27 protein-coding genes and 1 tRNA gene are annotated in these 22,516 nt (G+C 62.8%); 26 read left to right on the top strand and 2 right to left on the bottom strand.

Translation table 11 applies throughout. The features are described from left to right. The first annotated feature begins 4 nt into the window (after nt 1-4). The 16 genes from ACFWU5_RS16250 (at nt 5) to ACFWU5_RS16175 (ending at nt 14,646) form a co-directional block, all read left to right on the top strand. Nucleotides 5-78, top strand: a tRNA-Gln gene (locus ACFWU5_RS16250). A 232-nt stretch (nt 79-310) separates the two neighbouring features. Next, complete coding sequence (locus ACFWU5_RS16245) at nt 311-1,063, top strand: hypothetical protein (protein WP_379267733.1); 753 nt, start codon at nt 311-313, stop codon at nt 1,061-1,063. 22 nt (nt 1,064-1,085) lie between these two features. After that, nucleotides 1,086-2,027 carry a P22 phage major capsid protein family protein gene (locus tag ACFWU5_RS16240; RefSeq protein WP_379267732.1) on the top strand — a complete coding sequence of 314 codons (942 nt, stop codon included), beginning with the start codon at nt 1,086-1,088 and terminating at the stop codon, nt 2,025-2,027. Then, nucleotides 2,027-2,233: a hypothetical protein gene (locus ACFWU5_RS16235; protein WP_379267731.1), complete on the top strand. Its 207-nt coding sequence runs from the start codon at nt 2,027-2,029 to the stop codon at nt 2,231-2,233. The genes ACFWU5_RS16240 and ACFWU5_RS16235 overlap by 1 nt, the downstream gene beginning before the upstream one ends. Before the next feature lie 57 nt (nt 2,234-2,290). Continuing rightward, the gene (locus ACFWU5_RS16230) at nt 2,291-2,551 is read left to right on the top strand and encodes a hypothetical protein (protein ID WP_379267730.1); all 261 of its coding nucleotides are present in this window, start codon (nt 2,291-2,293) and stop codon (nt 2,549-2,551) included. After that, nucleotides 2,551-2,970 (top strand): hypothetical protein, encoded by a 420-nt coding sequence (locus tag ACFWU5_RS16225; protein ID WP_379267729.1) that lies wholly within the window; start codon nt 2,551-2,553, stop codon nt 2,968-2,970. Before ACFWU5_RS16230 ends, ACFWU5_RS16225 begins: the two co-directional genes overlap by 1 nt. Beyond that, the gene (locus tag ACFWU5_RS16220) at nt 2,964-3,332 is read left to right on the top strand and encodes a hypothetical protein (RefSeq protein ID WP_379267728.1); all 369 of its coding nucleotides are present in this window, start codon (nt 2,964-2,966) and stop codon (nt 3,330-3,332) included. The genes ACFWU5_RS16225 and ACFWU5_RS16220 overlap by 7 nt, the downstream gene beginning before the upstream one ends. Further along, entirely contained in the window at nt 3,313-3,609 is a 297-nt protein-coding gene (locus ACFWU5_RS16215; RefSeq protein ID WP_379267727.1) for a hypothetical protein, read from the top strand. Before ACFWU5_RS16220 ends, ACFWU5_RS16215 begins: the two co-directional genes overlap by 20 nt. A gap of 1 nt (nt 3,610) precedes the next feature. Then, entirely contained in the window at nt 3,611-3,982 is a 372-nt protein-coding gene (locus ACFWU5_RS16210; protein ID WP_379267726.1) for a hypothetical protein, read from the top strand. Between the two features lie 81 nt (nt 3,983-4,063). Further along, a complete protein-coding gene (locus ACFWU5_RS16205; RefSeq protein WP_379267725.1) occupies nt 4,064-4,978 on the top strand; it encodes an IPT/TIG domain-containing protein in 915 nt (304 codons plus the stop codon). A 95-nt stretch (nt 4,979-5,073) separates the two neighbouring features. Beyond that, complete coding sequence (locus ACFWU5_RS16200) at nt 5,074-5,247, top strand: hypothetical protein (RefSeq protein WP_379267724.1); 174 nt, start codon at nt 5,074-5,076, stop codon at nt 5,245-5,247. Between the two features lie 26 nt (nt 5,248-5,273). Next, nucleotides 5,274-5,657, top strand: coding sequence for a hypothetical protein (locus tag ACFWU5_RS16195; protein ID WP_379267723.1), 384 nt, complete (start codon nt 5,274-5,276; stop codon nt 5,655-5,657). A gap of 83 nt (nt 5,658-5,740) precedes the next feature. After that, nucleotides 5,741-6,094 carry a hypothetical protein gene (locus ACFWU5_RS16190; protein WP_379267722.1) on the top strand — a complete coding sequence of 118 codons (354 nt, stop codon included), beginning with the start codon at nt 5,741-5,743 and terminating at the stop codon, nt 6,092-6,094. A 16-nt stretch (nt 6,095-6,110) separates the two neighbouring features. Beyond that, nucleotides 6,111-11,525, top strand: a complete 5,415-nt coding sequence (locus ACFWU5_RS16185) for a hypothetical protein (RefSeq protein WP_379267721.1) — start codon at nt 6,111-6,113, stop codon at nt 11,523-11,525. An 8-nt stretch (nt 11,526-11,533) separates the two neighbouring features. After that, complete coding sequence (locus ACFWU5_RS16180; protein ID WP_379267720.1) at nt 11,534-12,460, top strand: hypothetical protein; 927 nt, start codon at nt 11,534-11,536, stop codon at nt 12,458-12,460. After that, complete coding sequence (locus ACFWU5_RS16175; RefSeq protein WP_379267719.1) at nt 12,457-14,646, top strand: hypothetical protein; 2,190 nt, start codon at nt 12,457-12,459, stop codon at nt 14,644-14,646. The genes ACFWU5_RS16180 and ACFWU5_RS16175 overlap by 4 nt, the downstream gene beginning before the upstream one ends. A 6-nt stretch (nt 14,647-14,652) precedes the next feature. On the opposite strand, the gene ACFWU5_RS16170 is transcribed toward ACFWU5_RS16175, so the two are convergent. Then, complete coding sequence (locus ACFWU5_RS16170; protein ID WP_379267718.1) at nt 14,653-15,294, bottom strand: NUMOD4 domain-containing protein; 642 nt, start codon at nt 15,292-15,294, stop codon at nt 14,653-14,655. Nucleotides 15,295-15,320: 26 nt separating this feature from the next. Here ACFWU5_RS16170 and ACFWU5_RS16165 point away from each other — a divergent pair, with 26 nt between their 5' ends. The 10 genes from ACFWU5_RS16165 to ACFWU5_RS16120 are packed head-to-tail and all read left to right on the top strand — an operon-like array spanning nt 15,321 to nt 21,856. Continuing rightward, nucleotides 15,321-16,040 carry a DUF2744 domain-containing protein gene (locus tag ACFWU5_RS16165; RefSeq protein WP_379267717.1) on the top strand — a complete coding sequence of 240 codons (720 nt, stop codon included), beginning with the start codon at nt 15,321-15,323 and terminating at the stop codon, nt 16,038-16,040. 34 nt (nt 16,041-16,074) lie between these two features. Next, nucleotides 16,075-17,142: an N-acetylmuramoyl-L-alanine amidase gene (locus ACFWU5_RS16160; protein WP_379267716.1), complete on the top strand. Its 1,068-nt coding sequence runs from the start codon at nt 16,075-16,077 to the stop codon at nt 17,140-17,142. Between the two features lie 42 nt (nt 17,143-17,184). Beyond that, a complete protein-coding gene (locus ACFWU5_RS16155; RefSeq protein WP_379267715.1) occupies nt 17,185-17,526 on the top strand; it encodes a hypothetical protein in 342 nt (113 codons plus the stop codon). Between the two features lie 27 nt (nt 17,527-17,553). After that, nucleotides 17,554-17,853 (top strand): hypothetical protein, encoded by a 300-nt coding sequence (locus tag ACFWU5_RS16150; RefSeq protein WP_379267714.1) that lies wholly within the window; start codon nt 17,554-17,556, stop codon nt 17,851-17,853. Between the two features lie 25 nt (nt 17,854-17,878). Beyond that, nucleotides 17,879-18,553 (top strand): hypothetical protein, encoded by a 675-nt coding sequence (locus ACFWU5_RS16145; RefSeq protein ID WP_379267713.1) that lies wholly within the window; start codon nt 17,879-17,881, stop codon nt 18,551-18,553. Further along, on the top strand, nt 18,553-18,882 hold the full coding sequence (locus ACFWU5_RS16140) for a hypothetical protein (protein WP_379267712.1): 330 nt from the start codon (nt 18,553-18,555) through the stop codon (nt 18,880-18,882). The genes ACFWU5_RS16145 and ACFWU5_RS16140 overlap by 1 nt, the downstream gene beginning before the upstream one ends. Next, nucleotides 18,879-20,102 (top strand): hypothetical protein, encoded by a 1,224-nt coding sequence (locus ACFWU5_RS16135; protein WP_379267711.1) that lies wholly within the window; start codon nt 18,879-18,881, stop codon nt 20,100-20,102. The genes ACFWU5_RS16140 and ACFWU5_RS16135 overlap by 4 nt, the downstream gene beginning before the upstream one ends. 21 nt (nt 20,103-20,123) lie before the next feature. Beyond that, the gene (locus ACFWU5_RS16130; RefSeq protein ID WP_379267710.1) at nt 20,124-20,432 is read left to right on the top strand and encodes a hypothetical protein; all 309 of its coding nucleotides are present in this window, start codon (nt 20,124-20,126) and stop codon (nt 20,430-20,432) included. A 6-nt stretch (nt 20,433-20,438) separates the two neighbouring features. Beyond that, nucleotides 20,439-20,792, top strand: a complete 354-nt coding sequence (locus ACFWU5_RS16125; RefSeq protein WP_379267709.1) for a hypothetical protein — start codon at nt 20,439-20,441, stop codon at nt 20,790-20,792. Then, on the top strand, nt 20,792-21,856 hold the full coding sequence (locus tag ACFWU5_RS16120) for a hypothetical protein (RefSeq protein WP_379267708.1): 1,065 nt from the start codon (nt 20,792-20,794) through the stop codon (nt 21,854-21,856). The genes ACFWU5_RS16125 and ACFWU5_RS16120 overlap by 1 nt, the downstream gene beginning before the upstream one ends. A 63-nt stretch (nt 21,857-21,919) precedes the next feature. Here the strand turns inward: ACFWU5_RS16120 and ACFWU5_RS16115 are convergent, their stop codons facing one another. Further along, entirely contained in the window at nt 21,920-22,312 is a 393-nt protein-coding gene (locus ACFWU5_RS16115) for a hypothetical protein (protein ID WP_379267707.1), read from the bottom strand. Between the last annotated feature and the right edge of the window lie 204 nt (nt 22,313-22,516).

Genomic DNA, 22,516 nt, shown 5'->3' with positions numbered 1-22,516 from the left:
TCGTAGGCTCGTAGTGTAACGGCAGCACAACTGACCTTGGTTCAGTTAGTTCAGGTTCGAATCCTGGCGGGCCTGCCAATGGAGAATTAACCGTCGCGGCGGCGGAACCGTCTTGAAAACGGATTGACCCTTCACTGGGTTGGGGTTCAACTCCTCAGTTCTCCGCTCAAATAATTGAAGACTTCCCGCCCATTTTGCGCGGGTGCAATAACCCCCAGTTTGGCTGTCTGCCACTGGGGGTTTCGTCATTTCAACACCTGTTCGGCCTGGTGCCGCACGGGTGTTTTCGCGTGTCCAGGAGGCACATTCAATGGCCGACGAAGCCAACACCCCCGCAGAACCCACAACTGAAAATGCCGCCGTCGACACTCCGGCGCCCGCCGCTGAACCTGTCGACACCCCCGATGTCGGTGCCGATGTACAGGGCACCGAAACCGGCGAGATCGAACCGGTCACCGAACCCGCTGAGACGGGCAAGGAACCGAAGTCGTTCGACGAAGCCTACGTCAAGAAGCTGCGCCAAGAAGCTGCCGCAGCCCGTGTAAACGGCGTCGCCGCAGCGGAAAAGGCTGCCCAGGAGGCCGCCAAAGCCGCACAGGACGAACTGACCGAAAAGCTCGGTCGCGCACTCGGCCTCATCTCCGACGACACCCCACCCGACCCCGCCGACCTTTTGAAGGCCGCCCAGGAACGGGAAACCCAACTCGCAGCCGACCGCGACGCCGTCGCCGAAAAGCTGCGGAACTTCGAGCGCCGCGACGCACTCACCCGCGCCGCCAACACCGCCGAAGCCGACCTCGAAGCGATCCTCGACTCCCGCAAAGTGAACGAGGCAATCGCCAAACTCGACACAAACGCCGACGACTTCGCAGCCCAGGTGGCGGAAATCGTTTCTGCGGCAGTCGAAACCAATCCGAAGCTGAAAAAGGCGCCCGCCCAGGCGGCGGCTCCCCGAAGCGGCGGAGACATGTCCGGCGGAAACGCCACCCCCAATTCCAACGGGGAAAAGGACATCGATTTCTACCGGCGTGAATACCGCACCACTCGCGGATTCGCCGACTGACCTGCATTCAAGGAGAGCCTAAATGGCTAACACCCTTCTCACCCCTTCCGTCATCGCCAAAAAGGCTTTGGCCAATCTCTACGAACAGCTGTGCATGGTGCCGCTGGTCTACACCGACGTCTCGTCGGAGTGGGGCAGCCAGAAGATCGGCTCGACGGTCACCATCCGCAAGCCCGCGACCTTCACCGCGCAGACCTTCAACCCGGCCGCGCCGTCGATCACGGTGCAGAACGCGACTGAGACCGGCGTGGCTGTCACCCTCGATCAGCACAAGGACGTCTCGTTCGCGATCACCACGCAGGACCTCACCCTGCGCCTGGAAGATTTCGACGCACAGTTCCTGAACCCAGCGTGCGAAGCGCTCGCCCAGGCTGTCGACCGCGCGATCATCGCCCAGGCCAAGGCCGACTTCACCCAGGTCGCTGGCGACGAGTACTTCCCCGGCACGACCACCGGCCCCCACGACAACTGGGCTCACCCGGAAGCGCTGATCGAAGCGGACCGCCTGCTCAACATCATGAACGTCCCGCCGAGCGAGCGTTCTGCGGTTGTCGGTCCGACCACTCGGTCGAAGTGGCTGAACAGCGACATCATCAAGCACGCCGACAAGTCCGGTGACAACGCCGCACTGCGTCAGGGTTCGATCGGCAACGGCCTCTTCGGGTTCAACGCGTTCATGACCCAGAACATCGTGCAACCTGCGGGCTCGCCGGCGACCGGGCAGCCGACCACCGAGGTTGGTCTCGCTTTCCACAAGACCGCGCTCGCGCTGGCGACCGCACCGCTGGCTCTGCCGCGCTCGAACACCTGGGGCGCGATGGAGTCCTACAAGGGTCTGTCGCTGCGCATCGTGCAGGACTACGACCTGGACCTGAAGTCCGACGTGATCAGCGTGGACATCCTGTTCGGTACCAAGACGTTGGATGCGAACCGCGGCGTTCTGCTGCGCGGCGATCTCGCCTGATGAGCTGGAATCGCAACGCGGGCACGGAGTACCTGAACTCTGCTCGCATTGACAACATCCAGATCAATGAGTCGTCGCCTGGCGTTTTCCGCGTCGCGGTGACAACCGCCGTCGGGGTGACTCGCACACTGAGCCCGTATTTCGCGTCTCTCGCCGACGCCCAACTGGCGGCTGAACAAGTCACCCAGGGCCGGTACTGGACGTAACTCGAATGACGGTCCGGCGCGGCGGTTTCGCTGCGCTGGACCGATCTATTAGGAGGAATGGTAGTGCACTACTACCAGTATCTACACGGCGGCCGGATCATCGAGTCCGACGAGCCGCGCCCGGATTTGCTGGCGTGGGCCTACTGGTCCGAGGTCCCAGCTCCGGCGAAGTCGAAGCCCGAGCCAGTCACTGCCGCACCGGAACCCGAACCGGAGACACCTGCGGTACAGACAGAGCCCGAACCCGAACCCGAACCGACCAAGCCCGCACCGCGCAAGGCGCCGGCGAAGACGGCCCCGAAGAAGGCCGCCAGCTGATGCTGACCTACGCCGACCCCGATGACCTCGCTGACGGCTGGCTCACCGAACTCCCCGACGAACCGGTCGCGGTCCGGTTGATCCGGTGCGCTTCCCAACTCGTCAGGGCCGCAACACGACTCGACTTGTACGACGCGTACCCGTCCGGGCTGCCGGTCGATCTCGACATCGCCGAAGCCATGCGCGACGCCACCTGCGCCCACGCGGCCATGTGGCACCTGGCGGGCATCGACCCCATCGCGGGCACCGTCGGTCGTGAAATCGGGATCGCTTCGCAGACCGCCGACGGCGGCAGCGTCACCTATGCCGACACCATCAGCGCCGAAGAGATCGAACGATCCCTGACCACGCTGTCGCCCGCGGCGATGCGGATCCTCCGCAACGCCGGACTGGCTTCGACGAGGCCGCAAACATGGTGAATTACAAGCACCCCACCTACCCCGGCGGGACCATGCTGACCGTGATTCGCGGCGCTGACCAGAACTGGGAGGGCGACCCGGACAACGCGGCCACCACCGAGCATCAGATCGGGCCGTGCGACATCAAATGGCACACCGACACCGAGGACAACACGACGGGCGAGTTCGTCACTGTGACAGCAAGAGTCACCGCGGCGCACGGTGACGACGTCCTCGAAACCGACCGGATCCGGCACCCCGACGGCCGCGAGTTCGCCATCGACGGCCAAGTCCGAGAAGCGCCAAACGGATTCACCGGATGGTCTACCGGGCCGCGGTTCACCATCGCGAAGGACGGTCCCAATGGAATACGACGGGTCTGAACTTAACCTCGAAACCTACCTCCGAGAAGACCTCGAACTAGGTGCGTTCCTGTTGGAGCTGGGGGAGCAGGGCGCCGACCGATGGGCACTGCGCAGCCGCTGGAGGACAGGATTCAACGCTACCCACGTCGAAGCCTTCACTGAACTCGGCGAGTCCGGCGTCCAAGAAGGCGTGGTCTACGCCTCCGGCCACTACGCCCGTTTCCGTGAACACGGAACCCGCTGGAACAAGCCCGAGCACGTGATGCGCGACTTCATTCGAGACGTGGAGGGCTGAATTGATCCCCTTCCCGGAATTCGACGACGTGATGAAGGCACTCCTCGACGACATCGCACCCGTTGTCACTTTCGAGTCCGACAAGATCGACCCGCCCTACATCTACGTCACCCGTGTCGGCGGTCGAGCCGACGATGTCGCCGACAACCCTGTCATCGACATCGAGTATGTGGCGGGTACCCGCGCCGAGTCGAAGGTGCTGAAAACGGCAGGCCAGGAACGCATCCTCGCCGCAGGGAACACCGCACCAGGCGGGTACCTCATCGACGTCGCCGAGGAAGCCACCGGCGGCCAATACATCCCGCCGGAACGCCGCGACGCTCGCGCTGTGTCCGCGACGGTCCGCCTCTCCTACCGCAGGCCCCGCGCCTAGCCCTCCTCACTTCTTCCCACACCAACCCCGTGCCGCAGTTCGGTGACGGGTTTTCGGTGTGCCCACATCAAGGAATCATCAATGCCTGCTGTCACTTTCGATCAGCTCGCGGCTTGGAAGCCGGAGCTGATTCGTCGTCCGAACAAGGGCTTCGTCCTGATCGGCGACGACGACGCGACCATCCCCGCCTCCTTCACCTCCGGCGTGTCCGCCGAGTTCCAGTCTCTGACGGACTTCGAGTCGTTGGGATTCACTGCGAAGGACGCCCCGCCGACCTTCCGCCCCGAAGTCGAGTCCAACGACATCGAGGCCTGGGGTGCGTTGGAGCCGCCGCGCACCGACATCATCTCCCGCAAGGTCACCGTCTCCACGACCCTGCTGCAGACCCAGCGCCGCAGCCTGGAGTTGTACTCCGGCATGGACCTGTCGAGCGTGACCGCTGACGCGACGACCAAGGAAATCCAGTACGCCGACCCGACTTCGCCAAGCACCCGCTACCACCGGCTGATCTTCGGCATGGTCGACGGCGACGGCGCCGACGCCATCTACATCCTGCGGATCCTGCCCCGCGCGATCGTCACCGAGGTCGGTGAGCAGTCCTGGTCCCAGGAAGGCGCACTGTCCTACGCCGTGACCTGGGCAGGCAAGATCGACAGCACGCTCGGCTACTCGCTGAAGAACGTCATCTGCGGGCCCGGCGTCTCGAATCTCGTCTCCCAGATGGGCTTCTCGGCCACGGCTTCGGTGCCAACGATCACCTCGCACCTGCCGGCGGGCACTCTCGCCGCGGCCGGCGGCGAATCGGTAGTCCTGCTCGGCTCGCACTTCGTCGGCACGACCGGTGTCACTGTCGGCGGCACTGCCGCAACCGATTTCACGATCGTCAACGACACCACCCTGGCGATCACGACCCCGGCCAAGACCGCGGGCGCGCACAACGTGATCGCCACCAACTCGACCGGCCCGTCGACGGCTTACTCCGTCACCTACGCCTGATCGCCCCTTGACCGCCTCCCCGCGCGTGATTCCTGGCCGCGCGCGGGGAAGGCACCTACCCCATCCTTTGCCAGGCCCCAGCCAGGAGAACCCCTATGGCTTTCACCCCGATTCGCATGGCCTCCCCCGACGGCCGCGAAGTCCAGGTCGGCTCACCCACCGAACGCGAACACCTGCACACCCAGGGCTACCGCGTCATCACTGAACCGACCCCTGTGCGCGCACCTGACACCAAGCCAGTCCAGCAGCGCCCAGCCCTGAAGAAGTAACCCACCCACTCCCGCCAGGAGACGAAATGCCTGCTCCAAAGAAGACCGCCGCCGCACCCGCCCCCGTGTCACGGTGGGCGAAGATGGTCGCCGACGCCGCCCTCGCCCGCGAAAAGACCGAACCGTACATGTTCGACGGCACCAACCCGCCCACCCCCGTGCACGAACCGGTGTCCTCGGAGCAGGTGTTGGCGTTCGCGGAACTGATCGACAAGCGCGGCAGCATCGACCCCGCCAACCTTCGACGGCTCGTGGCCGCGGTCCTCGGCGACAGCTTCGACGCGATCTGGGCGGTCGTCGGCCGCGCCGACGCCCACGTCCTGCTGCCCTTGCTGGAAGACATCAACGAGCACTTCCACAGTCTTCCGACCGAAGCCGGTGATCTGCCGGGGGGCGCCTCGGCCTCGTAATCCTCATCGAGGATTTCGGGGAAGACATCGAATACGACCTGGCAGACCGGTTCGGCTGGGATCTGCTCGACTACTTCCGTGGTGTGCGCCCGTGGGCGCAGGTGTACCGGCTGCTCCGTCGTTTACCGATGGACAGTTGGTACCAGGCCGCGGTCGCAGCAGACGAACATATCGGGTTCCAACGAGCACAACAACCCGAACCCGCTGAGAAACAACCGTTGTCGTTCGTCGGGTATTCGCTGCCAGTGTTGTTGCAGCTGCGCCAAATCGACCTTCTAAAAGAGGTTTTGCGTGTTCTGCCCGCGGTGTTCTCCGGGAAGCTCCCACCTCCCATGCCCGCAGAACCGCGCCCGCAAACCGCCGAGCAACGCGCGCGGGAAAAGCTCGACCAAATCAGCGTTCGTGACGCCCTCAAAAACATGGGCATCAACATGTAAATAGAGGCGGTGCCGCATGGCCACCTGGGGCTCCTACAATGCCGGATCCGCACGGATCACCCTGCGGCCCGCACTCGCAAACAACTTCCGGGCATCGACGAAAGCCCTTCTCAAACCGATCGACGAGTCACTGAACGTGACCTTGAAACCGGTCCTGGCGAAGGGCTTCACTGCCGACGTCAAATCCAAGGCCAAGGCAGCCGCCGAAAAAGCCGGGGCGAACATCGAATTCGGGTTCAAGCTGGCCCCGAAATTCCGCACCCAGTTGAAGGCTGCAGCGAAAGCCGAAGCGGCCAATGCCGCCGCTAAGATCTATTTCTCGCCGGAACTGGCAAACGGGTTCCGCACCACCCTGCGCGGCAAAGTCAACGCTGCCGCCGCAGGCCTGGACGCCACCGTCACACTGAAACTGTCCGAAGCCGGACTGCGTCAGAAGATCCGTGGCCTGAAATCTACACTCCCCGAAGCGGAACTGCGGGTGAAGCTCGACCTCACCCAAGCCGTCCAGCAACTCGAAGACTTCCGGGTCACGGTCGCCGCCAGCCCCCTGTCGATGAACGTCAACGTCGACACCACCGCCGCGGTCGCACAACTCATGGCGTTGCGGTCCCTCGCCGCATCCGTAGGCAACGACGTCGGCGCTATCGGCACCGCAGGTGCAACTGGTGCCGGTCGTCGGTTGCGCGGCAACATCTTCACCCGCCCCGTGCGCGCAGTCAGGCTGCAGGTCCAACTCGACCAGGCATCGGTGGCCCGCGCACAAGCCCAGCTGGCCAACATCGAATCCCAACTGGAAAGCGCACGACGTAACCAAGGCGACACCCTCGGCCGCCTCACACAGGCTGAACAACGCCACAACGAAGTCATGGCCAGCAGCACCGCCACGGCCTCCCAACGAACCAACGCAGAAAACCGCCTCACCCGCGCACGCCGCGACCACGCCGACGCAACCGGCCGACTCACCTCCCTCATGGGGCAAGAAGCCGAAGCCCACGACCGGGTAGGCCGGGCGACCCGCGACCAAGGCAACATGTTCCGACTCGCCGGCGCCGCAGTCCGTGGGTTCGAAAGCGCGCTCGTGTCAGGGCTTTCGTCGCTGTTCTCGTTCTCGAACCTCGCCGGGATCGCGAAAGTCGCCCTCATCGGGCTCGCCGCGGTCTCGCTGGTCCCGTTGTTGGGCCAGCTCGCCCAAGCCGCAGGTGTCATCGCGCTTCTGCCTGCCGCCCTGGCCGGGTTCACCTCCATCATCGCCACGATCGTGGTCGGCACTCGCGGTATCGGTGACGCGTTCTCGGCCGCTGAAAAGGCCCGTGACGGTGCCGCGAAACAGGCTGAAACACGCGCGAAAGCGGTGGAGTCTGCCCAAAAGCAGGCTGCCTCGGCCGCCCGCAGTGTGGCGTCCGCTGAACGTGGTGTGCAGTCGGCACAGAAGGCGTCTGCCTCGGCACAGAAGGCCTTGAACAAGGCCCGCGAGGACGCTACCGACGAACTCGAAGACCTCAATCGGGCTTTGGGGCGCACGTCGTTGAACGAGGAAGGTGCCGCGATCGCGGTCGCCGAAGCCTACGAGTCGATGCAGGAGACCTTCCGCGACTCCGACGCATCCGCAACCGACCGCCGGCGCGCAGTTCACAGCTACAACGAAGCCCTCGCTGACCAGCAAGACGTGCTGAGGAACTCGCGTGACCTGCAGGAACAGGCCAACGAAGCCAACGCGAAGGGTGTCGAGGGTTCTGACCAGGTCGTCTCCGCGAAAGAACGTGTCGCTGACGCCGCCCAGGCTGAGATCGACGCACAACAAACCCTGGTAGATGCGCAAGAGCAGCTCGCTGAGGCACAGCAGGCTGTGACCAGGGCGATGAACGATTCCGGCGACGCAGCCGAAGAGTTCGCACGGAAGATGGCGAAACTGTCACCGGCTGCGCGCGCGTTCGTGCAAACCATGCTGGACCTCAAGCCTGCCCTTGGTGACCTGCGCATGTTCGTGCAGGACAAGTTGCTCGACAAAATGGGCGACTCGATCAAATCGTTGGCTGAGAAGTACATTCCCACCCTGAAAACCGGCCTCGGTGGCATCGCGACCGAGATCAACAGCGGGCTTCGGCGCGCATTCGCCGACCTCGAAACCGAAAGCTCGCGATCGAAGTTCGCACGGATTTTCGAGAACACCCGCAAAACTGTCGGCCCTCTCCTCGACGGCATCAACGACCTGATCCAGGCAATGCTGTCCCTCGCTGGCGTCGGCTCCGACTTCATGCCATCCGGCGCCGAAGGCTTCGCGAACCTCATGAAGGACTTCCGTACCTGGGCGGAATCCGACGAGGGGCAGGAAACCTTCAAGAACTTCCTGCGCGAATCCTTGGACACGTTCAAGCAGATTTGGGACATCGCCGTGAAACTCGGCGGGGTCATCAAGAACTTGTTCTCAGGATCTGACGAAACCGGCGAATCCTGGCTCGACAGTATCGAAGCGACACTGTCGCGGTGGAACAACTTCCTCGGCAGCAAAGAAGGCCAACAAGAGGTCAAAGACTTCTTCAAAGACGTCCAAGCCAGCGTCCAGGCAATTGTCGACGCGATTCAACTGGCGTACTGGCTCGCGGATAAGCTCGGCCTGCTCCCAGAGCCGGAACCCACCGGCACCGGGGCCCCGAAGCAAGCCCCCGAAGACCGGACCGGACCCGACGGTGGCGGACTTCAAGGGTTCGACGAAAGGCCCGCAGGCCCTACGATCCTCGACCCGCAAAGCAGCGACGGCGCGGGATTGAACGGGTTCAAACCTGATACTCCGCCGCGTCTCGACACTGAGATCGACCCATCGCGAACCAAAAAGGATCACGCCCTCGGCGATCAGTACTACAACTACAAGGGCGAGCGTGTCGACAAGAACGGCAACCGGCTCGACCACACCGCTCCGGGTGTGCCAGGTGTCAAAGACGGCAGCCTCGGCGACAAGGCGCTCGACAGCCCGATCATCCGCAGTGGCGGCGGTCTGGGCGCGTTTTTCCTGTGGCTCAACGAGGACGACGACAAAACAAACGGCAAGCTCATCGGGCTGGCCCAAAATTTCGACAACGTCTCCGAATCAGCGAAAACGAACTCGGAATCGTCAGGCAATTCGTGGCAGAACTTCGCGAACAAACTCCGCGGCTACGTCAACGGTCTCACCAACGCCACCGGGGCCATGCCCACCCTGTCCACCGGGCAGAAACAAGTCAGCCTCGACGCTGACGAACACGTCGACAAAGCCTCCGGCACCTCCTGGGGCAACCTCGGAACCAAAATCGGTGCCGTTGTCGAAAAGCTCACCGGCAGCGAAGTACTGGGCAACCTCAAGGCCAAATTCACGGACCTGCCCTCGTTCTTCGACGGCATCACCAACGGCATCGGCGTCTCCTGGGGCAACCTGCCAGGCAAACTGACCGGCCCGATCAACTCCGTCATCGACACGCTGAACACCTTCGGTGATCTGTGGAACAAAGTCGCCGACAAGCTCGGGTTGCCGAAATGGGACCCGATCGACAAGGTCGGCACCGGCACCGACTTCTTCGCTGGCCGACCAACCCGACCCGAAACCGGCGGACATGTCGGCGGGCGCTGGATGGGCGGCCCCGGTGGCCCCGTGAAGGGCCCCGGCGGGCCAAAGGACGACAAAGCCGGACTGTACCGGCTGTCCAACGGCGAACACGTCTGGACTGCAGCCGAAGTCGCCGCGGCAGGTGGCCACGAAGCCATGTACAACATGCGCTCAGCAGCCCTCCAAGGCGGCGGCCTGCAGTCCAAGCCCCAGGGCGACGGCGCACCCGGATACGCCGACGGCGGTGTCGTCTCTACCAGTGACCCGCTCGACCCCGTCCAGTCCCAACTGTGGGACCTGGTCCGCTCTGCTATCCCCGGCGCGATCCTCACCTCCGGCAAGCGGTTCGCTGATGTCGGTAGCGGTTTCGACATGCACATGCAGGGCAAGGCCATCGACCTCGCGGGGCCAATGGACCAGATCGCCCGGTGGATCTACGAAACCTACCCGCAGTCGAGCGAGCTCATCCACTGGCCACTCAACGGCTGGCAGAACCTCAAGAACGGTTCGCCACTTGACTACGGCGCCAGCACCAACGCCGACCACATGGACCATGTCCACTGGGGAAACGCTGACTTCCTCGGCAACCTGTCCGACGAGGAGAAGGCCAACATCTTCTCCCGTATCGGGTCTGCGATCACGGGGGCAGTCAGCTCCGGCAAGAACGCTCTCGCGACCAACCTGCTGCTGAACCCGCTGCGTACCGCGGCGAACAACGTCCCGGAAATTCCTGGATTGGGTGACGCGGGCAAGATCCCGAAGGCGTTCGCGCAGAAGCTCGTCGAGTCCTTGGCGGGCAAAGTGCTCGGCTCCGGATCATCCGGCGGCAGTGGCGGCACGGCGGCTTGGGAGCCGTCGGCTGGTGCTGAGCAGTGGCGGCAGATGATCATCGACGCCTACAAGAAGCAAGGCTACGAGCCGACCCCGGAGAAGGTCGACGCGTGGGTTCGGCAGATCGACACCGAGTCCGGTGGCGATCCGAACATCGCGCAGCAGATCGTCGACGTCAACGGCACCGGCGAAGCAGCGGGTGTCGGCCTCGGGCAGATGATCCCGAACACGTGGCAGGCCTACAGGGACCCGTCCCTGCCGGACAACCGTCGCGACCCGTGGGCCATGACCAACGCAATGGTCCGGTACGGCGAACAAAAGTACGGCGACCGGCTGCTCAGCGTGATCGGCCAGGGCCACGGTTACGACTCCGGCGGGATCTTCGAGGACAAAACCTTCGGGTGGAACACCTCCGGTCTCCCTGAGGCTGTGCTCACCAACCCTCAGTGGTTGATGTTCCGGCAGTTCATCGACAACATGCAGGCCCAACGGGCAGGTGTCGGTGAAAACCCGCAGGCGCAAGCGATGCCGGAAGTCCTGAACACCGACACCCTCACAGGCGCCACGCCCACCACCACGACGCCGGCCACGACGTCCGGTGTGGACACGTTCGAACAAGTCGGGACGAAAGCGCGAGACCGGTTCTCGTCCGCGTTCTCCACCGGGTTCGAGGACCTGGTTTCCTCCACCCTCGACCCGCTCGGCCTGCCGGATCCACGCAGCCTGATCCCCTCCGAGGTCACCACCTACGGGGACACGTTCACGTCGTACGCCAGGGCACGGCTCGCGGCCACGCAAGCCTCACAAAACCCTGCCCAGTCCGGGTACCAAGCCGCATCAATACCGGCGACCGGCGCCGCGAACACCGTCATGCGGGGCAGTGCGGAAGGCGGGTCGATGACCTCCATCGACAACTCGACCACGATCAATTTGACCACGCCGAACGTCGATGAGGCGTACCGCAAAGCCGAACAGATCCGCGATATGCGGGCACTTCAGCACACGGCAACAGCAAGGGGCTAAACCCATTGATGCGTGACTCCGCCCGCATCGACATCTACGGACACGACGGCTCGCACTTCCAGATCAACGGCGCAGGCGCGTCGGAGAAACTCTTTTTGGCACCAAACATCAAGGGTATCTTCGACGCGCCTGTCACCACGCTACGGAAGTCGAGCGTCTTCCAAAAAGGTGCGACTTATGAGGGCAAACGATACAAGCAACGCGACATCACTTTCGCGGTCAACATCCACGGCGAAAACCCCGAAGAATGGCAAGACCTCCAAAGCCGTTGGAACGCAGCCTGGGACTATGAGGCCGACCCTTGGGACCCGACTTCGACCCTGACGAAAATGTCGGTCACCACACCGACCTCGGGGACCCGAAGTTTGTGGTTGGCGAAAAGTGACACGGTCGAATTCGAATCGAAGCATGACCCCCGGCTGACTCGGTCGTCGGTCCAGCCGATGGCTGTTGTTGCCGACCAACCGTTCTGGTTCGAAGACAAATACGAGAACACCCCGTACGACTACTTTCAAACCGGCTCCACCGGTACATCGGAAGGGTTCGTGACCGTTTCGAATCCGACCGATCAACCGATGTGGCTGCAATGGGTCGTCACCCGAGGAATCTGGACTCTGCCGGACTACACGTGGGCGGGGAAGAAACACCACAGGATCCCCGGCGGGCAATGGCCCAACCGGAAGATCACCCTCCCTGAATTGACTGCGTTGGAGGGTGGTGCGCGAATCACCCTGTACCGGGACAAACTGCAGGTGCGGGACTTCGCTGGCACGAACCTCGCGGGCCGCATGAACGGAATTTCTTTCCTTCACCAGATCCCACCGAAAACACCGGAAACCAATCTTCCAGTGAAGGTTGAGGGTGCCCCTGTCGGTGGTGCTCGTGTCGATGTTTATTGCCAGCGTCGCTGGTCGCATGTTTGGGAGGTCCGATGACTGACCTTCTTGATCTGTCTTTAAAAGAGCAGTGTGAAGCGATCTGGGAGGCCACCAACGCGGCAGAGGAGGCGGATCGTCGGGCACGCCTGCAACCGCCTTTGATGCGGATCTGGACCGGTGATTTCAATCTGCAGGGCACCCTCGACAGTGAGTATTCGGCCAGTTTCACGTGGTTGGATAACGAAGTCGGTCCGGGACTCACTGAGATCCCGTTGGATGACCCGTTGGCGAAATGGATCTGGCAGGTCTCGGCACGTATCAATCGGGGCGAGAAACGGAACGTCCACATCACTGTCGACAAAGACGGTGCTCGCTGGTCTGGGCGTATCCATGATCACACGGTTGAAAAAAGAGAAGACGGTTCCCGTGTATTGGTAGTCCGCTGGTTGCATGACGTTTCCATTCTGGAGTATTACCTCGCCTGGTGTAACCCGTTCCTGCCCGACTTCGTGCAGTTCCCAAGGGTGTTTTTCCTGGCAGGACCCAGTATTTGGGCTCTGAAAACAGCGCTGTTCTTGAACGTAATGCGCGAACAGGACAATTGGTGGGGGCTGCCCGACGACCCTATGGATCAGAATGCCAGCGCACCCGGAATGGGTAACTGGTCGGTCGTTGTCAAACCCACCACATTCGCCGAAGATATGCTCGCCGGAACGCTCTGGTCGGTGCCTAACTCGCGTTTTAAACGCTGGGTCGACATGGCCAAAGACATTCTCGAAGACGCCGAACTTTCCATTCAAGTTCGACGGTTCATCGCAGCCGACGACGAACAACCAATCGACGGTCAAACACTGCGCAACGGGGCCCTCGTCGTCGACATCGTCGACAAATCCGGGTACTACACCGACACCTCAAACGGCGGTGACCCGTTCCTCGGTTTGAAACGCACCGTCGCGAAATTCACCGAAGACTTCATCGACCCGATCATCGAAGATATCGTCGACCCCGCGATCCCCGGCTCGTACAAGATTCCTGGGCTGCGTTTGACGGATAAGTCCTGCCCGTATGTCATTTACCTCGAAGGTGAAGAGACGGGCATCGAGTCATCGAAGTTCATGTTCACCCCGTCGACCGCGGTTCAGGTAGTAGCCGGTGGGCACTCATTCCCGTTTGTAAACGAGCTCATCAGCGCGGCGATCCAATGTGTATCAGGCGATACGGAAATCGACGGACCGGACGGTGAAGAACGGATCGACGTTCTCGCGCAACGCGGTGGACCGTTTCAAGTGTGGTCACTCACACCATCAGGTGAACGCACCGCGGCGACCGCAGCATTTGCGTTCAAAAAGGGTTGCGCGGAGCTATTCGAATACACCTTCGGGAACGGCCGGAAGCTCACAGCCACGAAACGACACCGCTGGCTGACCCGTTCTGGTTGGACCGAAGCGGGGCGAACTCTCGTCGGCGTCGACGTCGCCACAATGCGCGACTCGGGAAACGTCGCCGCGCAAGTTGAAACGCCCCCCGAAGATCTTCCCGACGACGCCTGGTCGGAAATCGAAGACGGCCCCGCTGTCGAATACTCACCGCTCGTATCAATCGAGCCAATCGGCGTGCAAGATTTCTACGACATGCACGTTCCCGGATGGGTAAATTACTCCGGCGGCGGTGTCTGGTCGCACAACACGGCAGGCGATCTCCTGGCCGCAGCAATCGTCGTGCCCCCTATCGGAGGTGCCGTCGATGCCATCGCCCAGGTTTTCTACTGGGACACCATCGCCGCCTGGATGCGAATAGCAAGTCCGGGCCGAATCGCAAATTCCGGGTGGGCTCGACCTTTCGAAGTCCTAGCCTCCGGATCAGACCGCGCATACACCCTCGAAGCATTGCTGTCGCTCCGAAAAGCGCTCCACGAAACCCGGTCATGGTTCAGTCACGAAATCAACATCCGCGACGGCGCACCATGGTTCATCGGAGACCAAGGCAAAGGCCACTTCTTCATCGGTGACCGCATCGGCGCACAAGTCCTCGGAGATTTCGCCTCCACCCTCTACGCCGACGACCACATCATCTACGTCGACCGCGTCCGCGAACTCACCCTCGCATGGGACAGGGAATCACCACCCGAATGGGTCCCCGTCATCGGCGAAAAGGAAAAGAACAAAGACCGCGGCCAACGCGCCCTGTCGCTGATCGCTGACCTCGGTTCGCTCGTACAGCAGCTCGCCGTCCACGGCAAATAGGCCAGGCTAGGCGGTGCGGTGGCTTTCGCCGAGGATCGCCAAGCGCGCAGTTGGGGCACTGACTCCGTAGCGCTCGGCGATCTCCCGGTAAATCAGTCCTTGGGCACGTAGGTCTCGCATGGCAGCGATGGTCTCGGCGGTGAGCTTCTTACCCTTGTGGGTGCCGAAGGAATCACCGCACTGGTCGCGGTACCTCTGGTTGGAATCTGCTCGTTTGCAGGTGATGCAACGCCGACCACCGCTTTTCATCATGCGGGTGTTCTCGGGCGTGTACTCGTGACCCTGTGCGCAGTGAGTCTTGTTGAGCTGCCAGTTGGTGCCATGGACCAGTTTGTCTGCCGCATTCCCTGATGGCGTGTCCCATCGAATGTTGCTGACCTGGTTGTTCGACTTGTCGCCGTCGTTATGGCACGCGTGATAACTCGGATCGGCGGGCTCGCCGTAGAAGGCTAGCGCAACCAACCTGTTGACGGTGCGAGTAAAAGCTTTCCCGCCGCACCGAAGGCTCACGGTCACGTACCCGGCATCGGTGGTGCGTGTCCCGAGAACACGTTGCTTATTGCTCCAGTTCGATCGAATCCGGCCATCCGAACTCGCTTCGTAGCGGTCATCGAATCCTGGGATGCGCATCCAAATTTCCTCTTGCACAACACAATTATACGGGGCAACCGCAAATGGGTAAATCCAAGAAACCTTCCGAAACCGGTGTCGAAGTTGACCAGACTCCGCACCTGAAAGCGGGCGAGTTCCCCGAGTACCACTTGGTAAATCACGACTGCCCCGAAGAAGCATTCCTGTGGATGTTCAGCGGGTTGCCAGGTATGAAGGGCGCTCCGCTTCCCTTCCCGGTGGAGTATCTGCGGGAAGTTTCACGCCGTCTCTGGGACTGTGGTGCCCGTCCAATGGGTTCGACGGTCCCCGCTGAGCGGAAGATCAAGTACCAGAAGCCGCGGCAGACCGACCCGCATTGGTTGGTGTCGCCGGGTGTGTGGGAACCGATCGACGCACCGGACCGGTCGCAGTTCGACTTGAAAGAGTTCGTCGCGTCGCTGCCGCAGGACGCGAAACGTCAGCTGGCAGAGGCCATGGGCTTCGACCCCGAGGGTGCCGTGCCCACGGACGACCGCATCGTCGCGGGCGTCGAAGGCAGCGGCACTGGCAAAGCCAAAGGCTCACCGCAGACCGGGCGCCCGTCGTCTGACGGCGCGTACGTGACCAACGTTCCCGTGCGCGACCCCGGCTGGAACCCGTGCCTGCACAACGTCGACGAAGTCCTCGAATACCTGGAAGCCGTCGACGCAGAAGAACGCGACCGGGTCCTAGCCATCGAGCGCTACCTGTCCAAGAAGCCCCGCAAGACCATCATCGACCGCTATCCGGGGGTGGGCGTGTGAACACCGCAACCGAACTCAACAAGGAGGTCGCTCTGTGACCCGCCCTGATTTCACCGAGCTCGACAGGTTCGGCAGCTCCCGCTCCAACCGGTGGGGGTCACGCATCACCAACTTTCTGCTGCACACGCAGGAGGGCAACGGTACCGCCGAGTCCCTGGCCGGGTACCTGAACAACTCAGCCAACGGGGTCTCCTACCACTACACGGTCCGCGACGGTGTTGTCTGCAACGTCGTCGACACCGACTACGCGTCCTGGTCCGTCCTCGACGCCAACTCTCGCACCATCAACCTGTGCTTCGCCGGATCCCGCTCGGCATGGTCGCGGCAGCAATGGCTTGCCATTGACCGCGACCTGCGTACCGCCGCCTGGCTGGCCGTGCAAGACGCCCGCAAGTACAAGTTCTCGACCACCGTCATCACCCCGCCCTACCGGGTCGCTGACGGCATCTCCGACCACCGATGGGTCACCGATGCCCTCGGCATCGGCGACCACACCGACGTCGGCCGCAATTTCCCCTGGGACGTATTCGCAAGCTACGTCACCGAATACGCAGGCGGTCCCGCCGCGGCACCGGTTCGCAACGCGATCGACGACAAGGCCGCGCTCTCACCATGGCTGGGCAAACGTCTCACGGTGGGGGAGAACACCTGCCCGGACATGGTCGGCAAGTGGGCGCAGTTCGAACGCGGGTACATCTACTGGTCGCCGGCCTCCGGCGCTCACCCGATCCCGGACACCCTGTGGGACAAGTTCGCTGGGCTCGGCTGGGAGTCGGGTCCACTCGGGTACCCGAGCACCGACCACACCGTTCTCAAGGGCCCTGACGGGCAGAACTGGGGCGATGTGCAGGGCTTCCAGGGCGGCGCGGTCTACCGCCGCTACGACCAGCCCGCGTTCTGGGTGCACGGCGCGATCCGCGACCACTGGAACCGCTCCGGTTTCGAAACCGGCAAGTTCGGGTGGCCCGTGTCCGACGAGCAGCCGTTCGACGGCGCCGCGTTCCAGGACTTCGAGCACGGCCGCATCTTCTGGACACCCAAGCCCACGCTCGGCCTGCTGGCCGCTGGTGACCTTGACACCCCCCTCGCTGACGCCGCCTAAACCGTGGCGCGTCTCATCTCGACTACCTAACGAGGTATCTCCATGTCTTTCGACTCTCTCCGCGACCTCACTGCTGAGGCCCGCGCCAGCCTGTACACGCTTTTGGCGCCTGTGCAGGTCCTGCTCGTCACCCTCGGGCTGCTCAACGATTCCAATGTCGCCTTGTGGGGTTCGGTCGCTGCGGCGGTCCTGGGCTTCACTGTCGCGGGCGCGAACTCGACGGCGACTTGGCGGACGTGGCTGTACGGCGTCCTCGGTGTCGCCCAGCCGGTCCTGATCACCTACGGGATCCTCGACGACTCCCAGGCATCAGCGGTAATCGCTGTCGTGGCAACCGCACTGGGCCTCGGTGTCGCCGCGGCCAAGACCCCATCCCTGGGCTGATCTATGTGGCCCGTCATCATCCCTGCGGTGACGGCGGTCGTGGGCATCCTGATCGGTTTCGTGGCTCCGAAGTCGCGCACGCTGGAATCCCAGCGTGCCGACTTCACCGCGGTGTTGGCACCGATCACGGCCGAGCAAGCCTCGTTGCGGGACCGGATCGCGAAGTTGGAAACCCAGCACGCCGAAGACGTCGCCCAACATTACCGCGACGTGCGCCGCATCGACATCCTCACCGACTACGTGAAGGACCTGCTGGCTTTCATTCAGCTGCACGTCACCTCACCACCACCGCCGCCTATCCCGTCAGAGATCTCCAACGACATCTGAATATCCGTGAAGGGGGTGATCCTCGGTGACCGCCCCCAATGAACCGTCCCCGAATGGGTCGCTGAATCCCGGCGACTTCAACGACTTTCAGGCGATGACATCGGAGGATGTCGAAACCTCGCTGAAAGCGGGCGCGAAGGTCTCCTACGGCAACGCCCATGGCACCCACGGCACCGAGGTCAGGTCCCGCATCGACGGCGCCTACGACGCGATCGATGTCGTAGAAGGCCACGCAGACCTCGCCGTCACGACATCGGAGGCCGCGGCAAACGCTGCAGCCGTCGCTGAAGTCACAGCAGCAGCAGCATTTCAAGCCGCCGCATACTGGGAGACCGAATGCGTCGTCTCTACGGCTGCGGTCACCCTCGGCGTCAACGAGCTCTTGATCGGGCTCGTTCAAAACGTCCCCCCGGGCCTGAACCGCCTCATCACCGACCTACACGTCGCCCTTCTGAGCCAACCCAACGGGCTCACATTCGAACTGCGGAAATGGAACGCCACCAACACCGTTTCGACGGTCCTGGACACGCTGACCATGGCCGCCGGTGTCAACCGCGCCTCTTGGTCCTGGCCGCTCGGTCTGCCGGTCGAGCACCGTGAACGCCTCTATTGGAACGTCACGTCCATCACGGGATCCGTTGCGCCACAAGTCTTTCAGCCGCTCGTGTTCGGCGTATTCGAAATCCCGGAGATCCCGTAATGAAAGAATTCGAACTCGTCGCCGCCGGCGGCTCCGTCTACGAGCACGTCGGCGTCGCGGACATCCAATTGCCGGTATGGTGCATGGTTTTCGACGTCGAGTCACTCGACTTGGTGTTCGACATGACCCCTGCCGCCGACGCGGTGCCGGTCATCGACCGCGCTATCGCGCGCATCAACTCCGGCGACCCAGCCATTCGCGCTGCTGTCCATCCGCAGGACCGCCTCGGGCTCCGCGGTAAACGCCAGTCGCTTGAGGCGATGCGCCGCACACTCGTCGACTTCCCCGACGCCACTATCAGCGGTGTTGTGGAGGACGAGCCCTCGTGAGCTTCCTGATCCGACGGAACCTGCCGCGGGCGTGGGCAGGGTGGTCCGACTCGTTCCAGCGACCGCCACAAAACCCGTTGCAGCACCCGTGGAAACACCTCGGCGGTGGTGAGTCGTTTATCAATGCCCTCGAAGAGTTGGTGTGTACCCAGCAGATCGTTAACGACGACGGCCGTGGCCCCAGCTATGAATGGATGCCGTTCACACCAAATTGGGGTTTTGAGGCGAATATCTATTACCCCGTCGAGGGTATTGACAACCAGATTTTCATGATGGGATTCACCAACACCTGGGTGAACGTAGCAGCCACATTTCAAAATGTTTTCGGAGTCTGGCTCTACCACGAGCTCGGCGGTGGTGACTACATCCAGACGGGTGAAGTCCCATCGATGTGGTCGCCGATTCAGAATCGGCGATCTTGGCCAGCTCCTGGCGGCAACTTCATCGGCCGTGACCTGAACATCCGCATCTGGATCGAGAACGACGAGTACGCGCGTATCTGGCTGAACAACACTTACGTCGGTTCGTCCATGATCTCGCCGGGATGGAAACTCGGACCCGGCCGTCGATGCATGCGGTTCATGAACCGGTCGTACTGCAACACCTATGTACGCCACGTGAACCACTACGACCGACCCGGCACAGTTCCCCCGAAATCGGTCTGGTCGACAGTCTTTTACGACGACTTCAACAGGGCTGACGGCGCCGCAGACAACGGGTGGACCCAACTGGGCACCGACGCCGGGATCGTCTCCAACCGGTACACCCACACCGGCACAAACAACAACAGTGTCGGATTGATCCGCAACGTCGGCAACCTCGACGGCCGCGCCCGCATCGAATGCGTTGTCCGAAACCCCTCCGGCGTCGACGGCTCGCTCATGCTGTTCTGCAACGCCGCCGGCGACCAAGCACTAGTCGCGAACGTATTCAACAACCACGTCTACCTCGCACGAATGACGTCCTCCGTCAACGGCACACCGGGATTCTTCGATTTCCAAGACGGCGGTGTAGCGATCGCTGACGGCGACACTCTCACCTTCACCGTCTACGACGAAATGTCCTGGCTCGAAGTCAACGGCATCCCCAAATTGTATGCGGGCAATGTCCACAACGTAGTTCCACACACCAATGCCTATGCGGGCTTGCGTGTCCGCCGTAACGGCTCCGACTCCGTCAAATTCGACGACGTCCGAATCTACTCCGGCATCGGAATCTAACCCCCAACACGGGAGGGCCGAATGCTCGGCAACGAACCACAAATCGAAACTCTGCTGCTGGTCACCGGGCAAGACTTCCACCACCAAATCGACGTCCCCGACGGCAGTTTCATCCCCGCAGGAACAACCTGCGAAATCGTCATCTACGACGAAGCCAACACGGTCATCGGCACCTGGACCGCCACCGTCACCACCTACTGGGTGACCTGGCTAATCCACTCCGAAGTGTCCGACACCATCACCATCCCAGCGCATTTCCGCATCTACGTCCACTACTCGGACGGCAAGGATTTCGTCTGGTATCGGGGCCAAGTGGCCCGACAGGACTGATAAATCATGGCAATTGCTGTAGCTGCCACACGCCAAGTGTTGGCCGACGCCTACAAAGGACTCAACGGCGGCTCCACCGTCTGGGTTTCCCTGCACACCTCCGACCCCGGCAGCACCGGCACCGGCGAAGCCACCGGCGGTTCCTACGCCCGCGTCCAAGGCACCTGGTCCTCAGGCTCCGGCGGCGCACTGACCATGGCCGAGCTGACCTTCAACGCACCCGCAGGATCGTTCGCCTACGCCGGCCTGTGGTCGGCGAACACTGCGGGCACCTTCCACGACAAGTGCGCCTTGGCACCGAGCATCACCCTCGGCAGCGCGGGCACCATCAAGGTCACCCCCTCCTTCTCGGTGAGCTGATGTCGGCCCCGCTGCCCACCGGAACCCGATGGGTCGCGGCCACCCCCGGCACCAGCACCAGCACCAGCGCGCTTCCGACCGGAACACGGGCGCGACTGCCGTCCCGGATGTACGTGCCGCCGCCCATCGCAGCGTCCACCGCCGAAGGCACCCTCACCGCAACAGTGGTTTTGGCGACCACCGCACCGTTCACCACAACCGGGACTGTCACCGCAACGTCGGCACCGGCACTGGCCGCGGTCTTCACGACCGAGGGTGTGTTCGTGGTCCCGACCGACCGGGTCGACGCCAACTCGTCCGCGACCGGCTTGCTGGGTGCGACCGCTACCCCTTCGACCACAGCACCATTCACCGCTGTCGGCACACCGTCCGGTGCCCAGGCCGCAGCACTATCGGCACCGTTCTCCGCCGAGGGTGCACTGCTGATCCCGACCAGCCAGGCGGTCGCACCACAGGCCACGGAAGGCACGCTCACCGCCTCCTCGGCCCCGGCTGCACTCGCCGAGTTCACTGCCACGGCAGGACTTTCGACCTCCACCCGCGGCACGACGACGGCACCGTTCACCGCCAGCGCGAACCTGTCCGGCACGACGACCTCGTCCACGACAGCACCGTTCACTGCAGCAGGCGCCCTGGGTGCGGTCGCGGTGAACTTCCTGCCCTCGGGTATGAACAAGTCCGGGTCAGCCCAAGCGTTGGCGACCTCGTACGCCCTCATTCAGAACTGGACCGCCGACACAGGCGCTTACCCAGGGTCCACGGTCACCACTCACGGTGTTGTGGTCCAGGGCGGCAAGACTGGTGCGACCGTGGCCTCGACGGTTTCGGTCCAAAACCAGAACGTTGTCTCCCAGTCGGTCACGCTGCGACTGAAAGTCAACGGCGGCACGGTCCTGGTCACTGGCACACCGACGGCCATTTCGGCTGGAGCCACCGGCAACGTGTCGGTTTCCACGACCGCGGACGTGGTTGCTGGCGACATCATCACCCTCGAAGCGATCAAGACCGGTTCCGGCGGGATGCAACTCCTCACCGGCTCCGGGTCCTGGGTTCGCGTCACCTAACCCCAAGCACGAAGCTGCCCCCAACCTTTCACAGGTTGGGGGCAGCTTTTGTCATGTCCGGGGTTAGTTCGGTCGACGACGGTGCTCAGACCAGGCGAACCCATCCCACCATTGCTCACCGTCACCGTCAGGGCTGGAGTACCAACCCGACGGCGGCGCCTTCGGCCCTGTTGGCGCCACCTGCTCGACAACAGGGAGTTCCTGCGGGGCAACGAACACAACCTGCTCCTGGACCGGTTTCCCGACCCGCCACAACGCCCGGACGATCAGCCACAGCAGCACCGCCGGCACACCGAACACCAGAAGGAACGTCACCCATCCGCCGGCGCTGATATCGCCGAAACTGCCGTCTCCGTCGCGCCCGATCATGAAGACCACAAACCCGACGACCAGGACACCAGCCCACCAGGGGTTGCGGTTTGCCTGGGCGGGTTTCGGTGAGTGGGGGTTGGTCATGGCGTTCCTCAGGATGTGTTGGGGTGACGCTGCTTTCGGGGGGATTGTCGCATGTCAGGGGAGGTGGCGTTACTGGGTCACGGGGGGTGTGGGTCCCGGAAGGTCCCGTAGGTGCCCGTGATGTCCCGCGCCTGTGGTGCAAAGCATGGCACTTCGAGTATCATGCAACGAACCCTGAAAGGTGCGCGTGACGGCTACGGTGCG

The organism is Nocardia sp. NPDC058640 (assembly GCF_042716995.1).
Taxonomy (GTDB): domain Bacteria; phylum Actinomycetota; class Actinomycetes; order Mycobacteriales; family Mycobacteriaceae; genus Nocardia.
The sequence above is the reverse complement of the archived record's forward strand: the minus strand, read 5'-3'. Positions and strand labels throughout refer to the sequence as shown.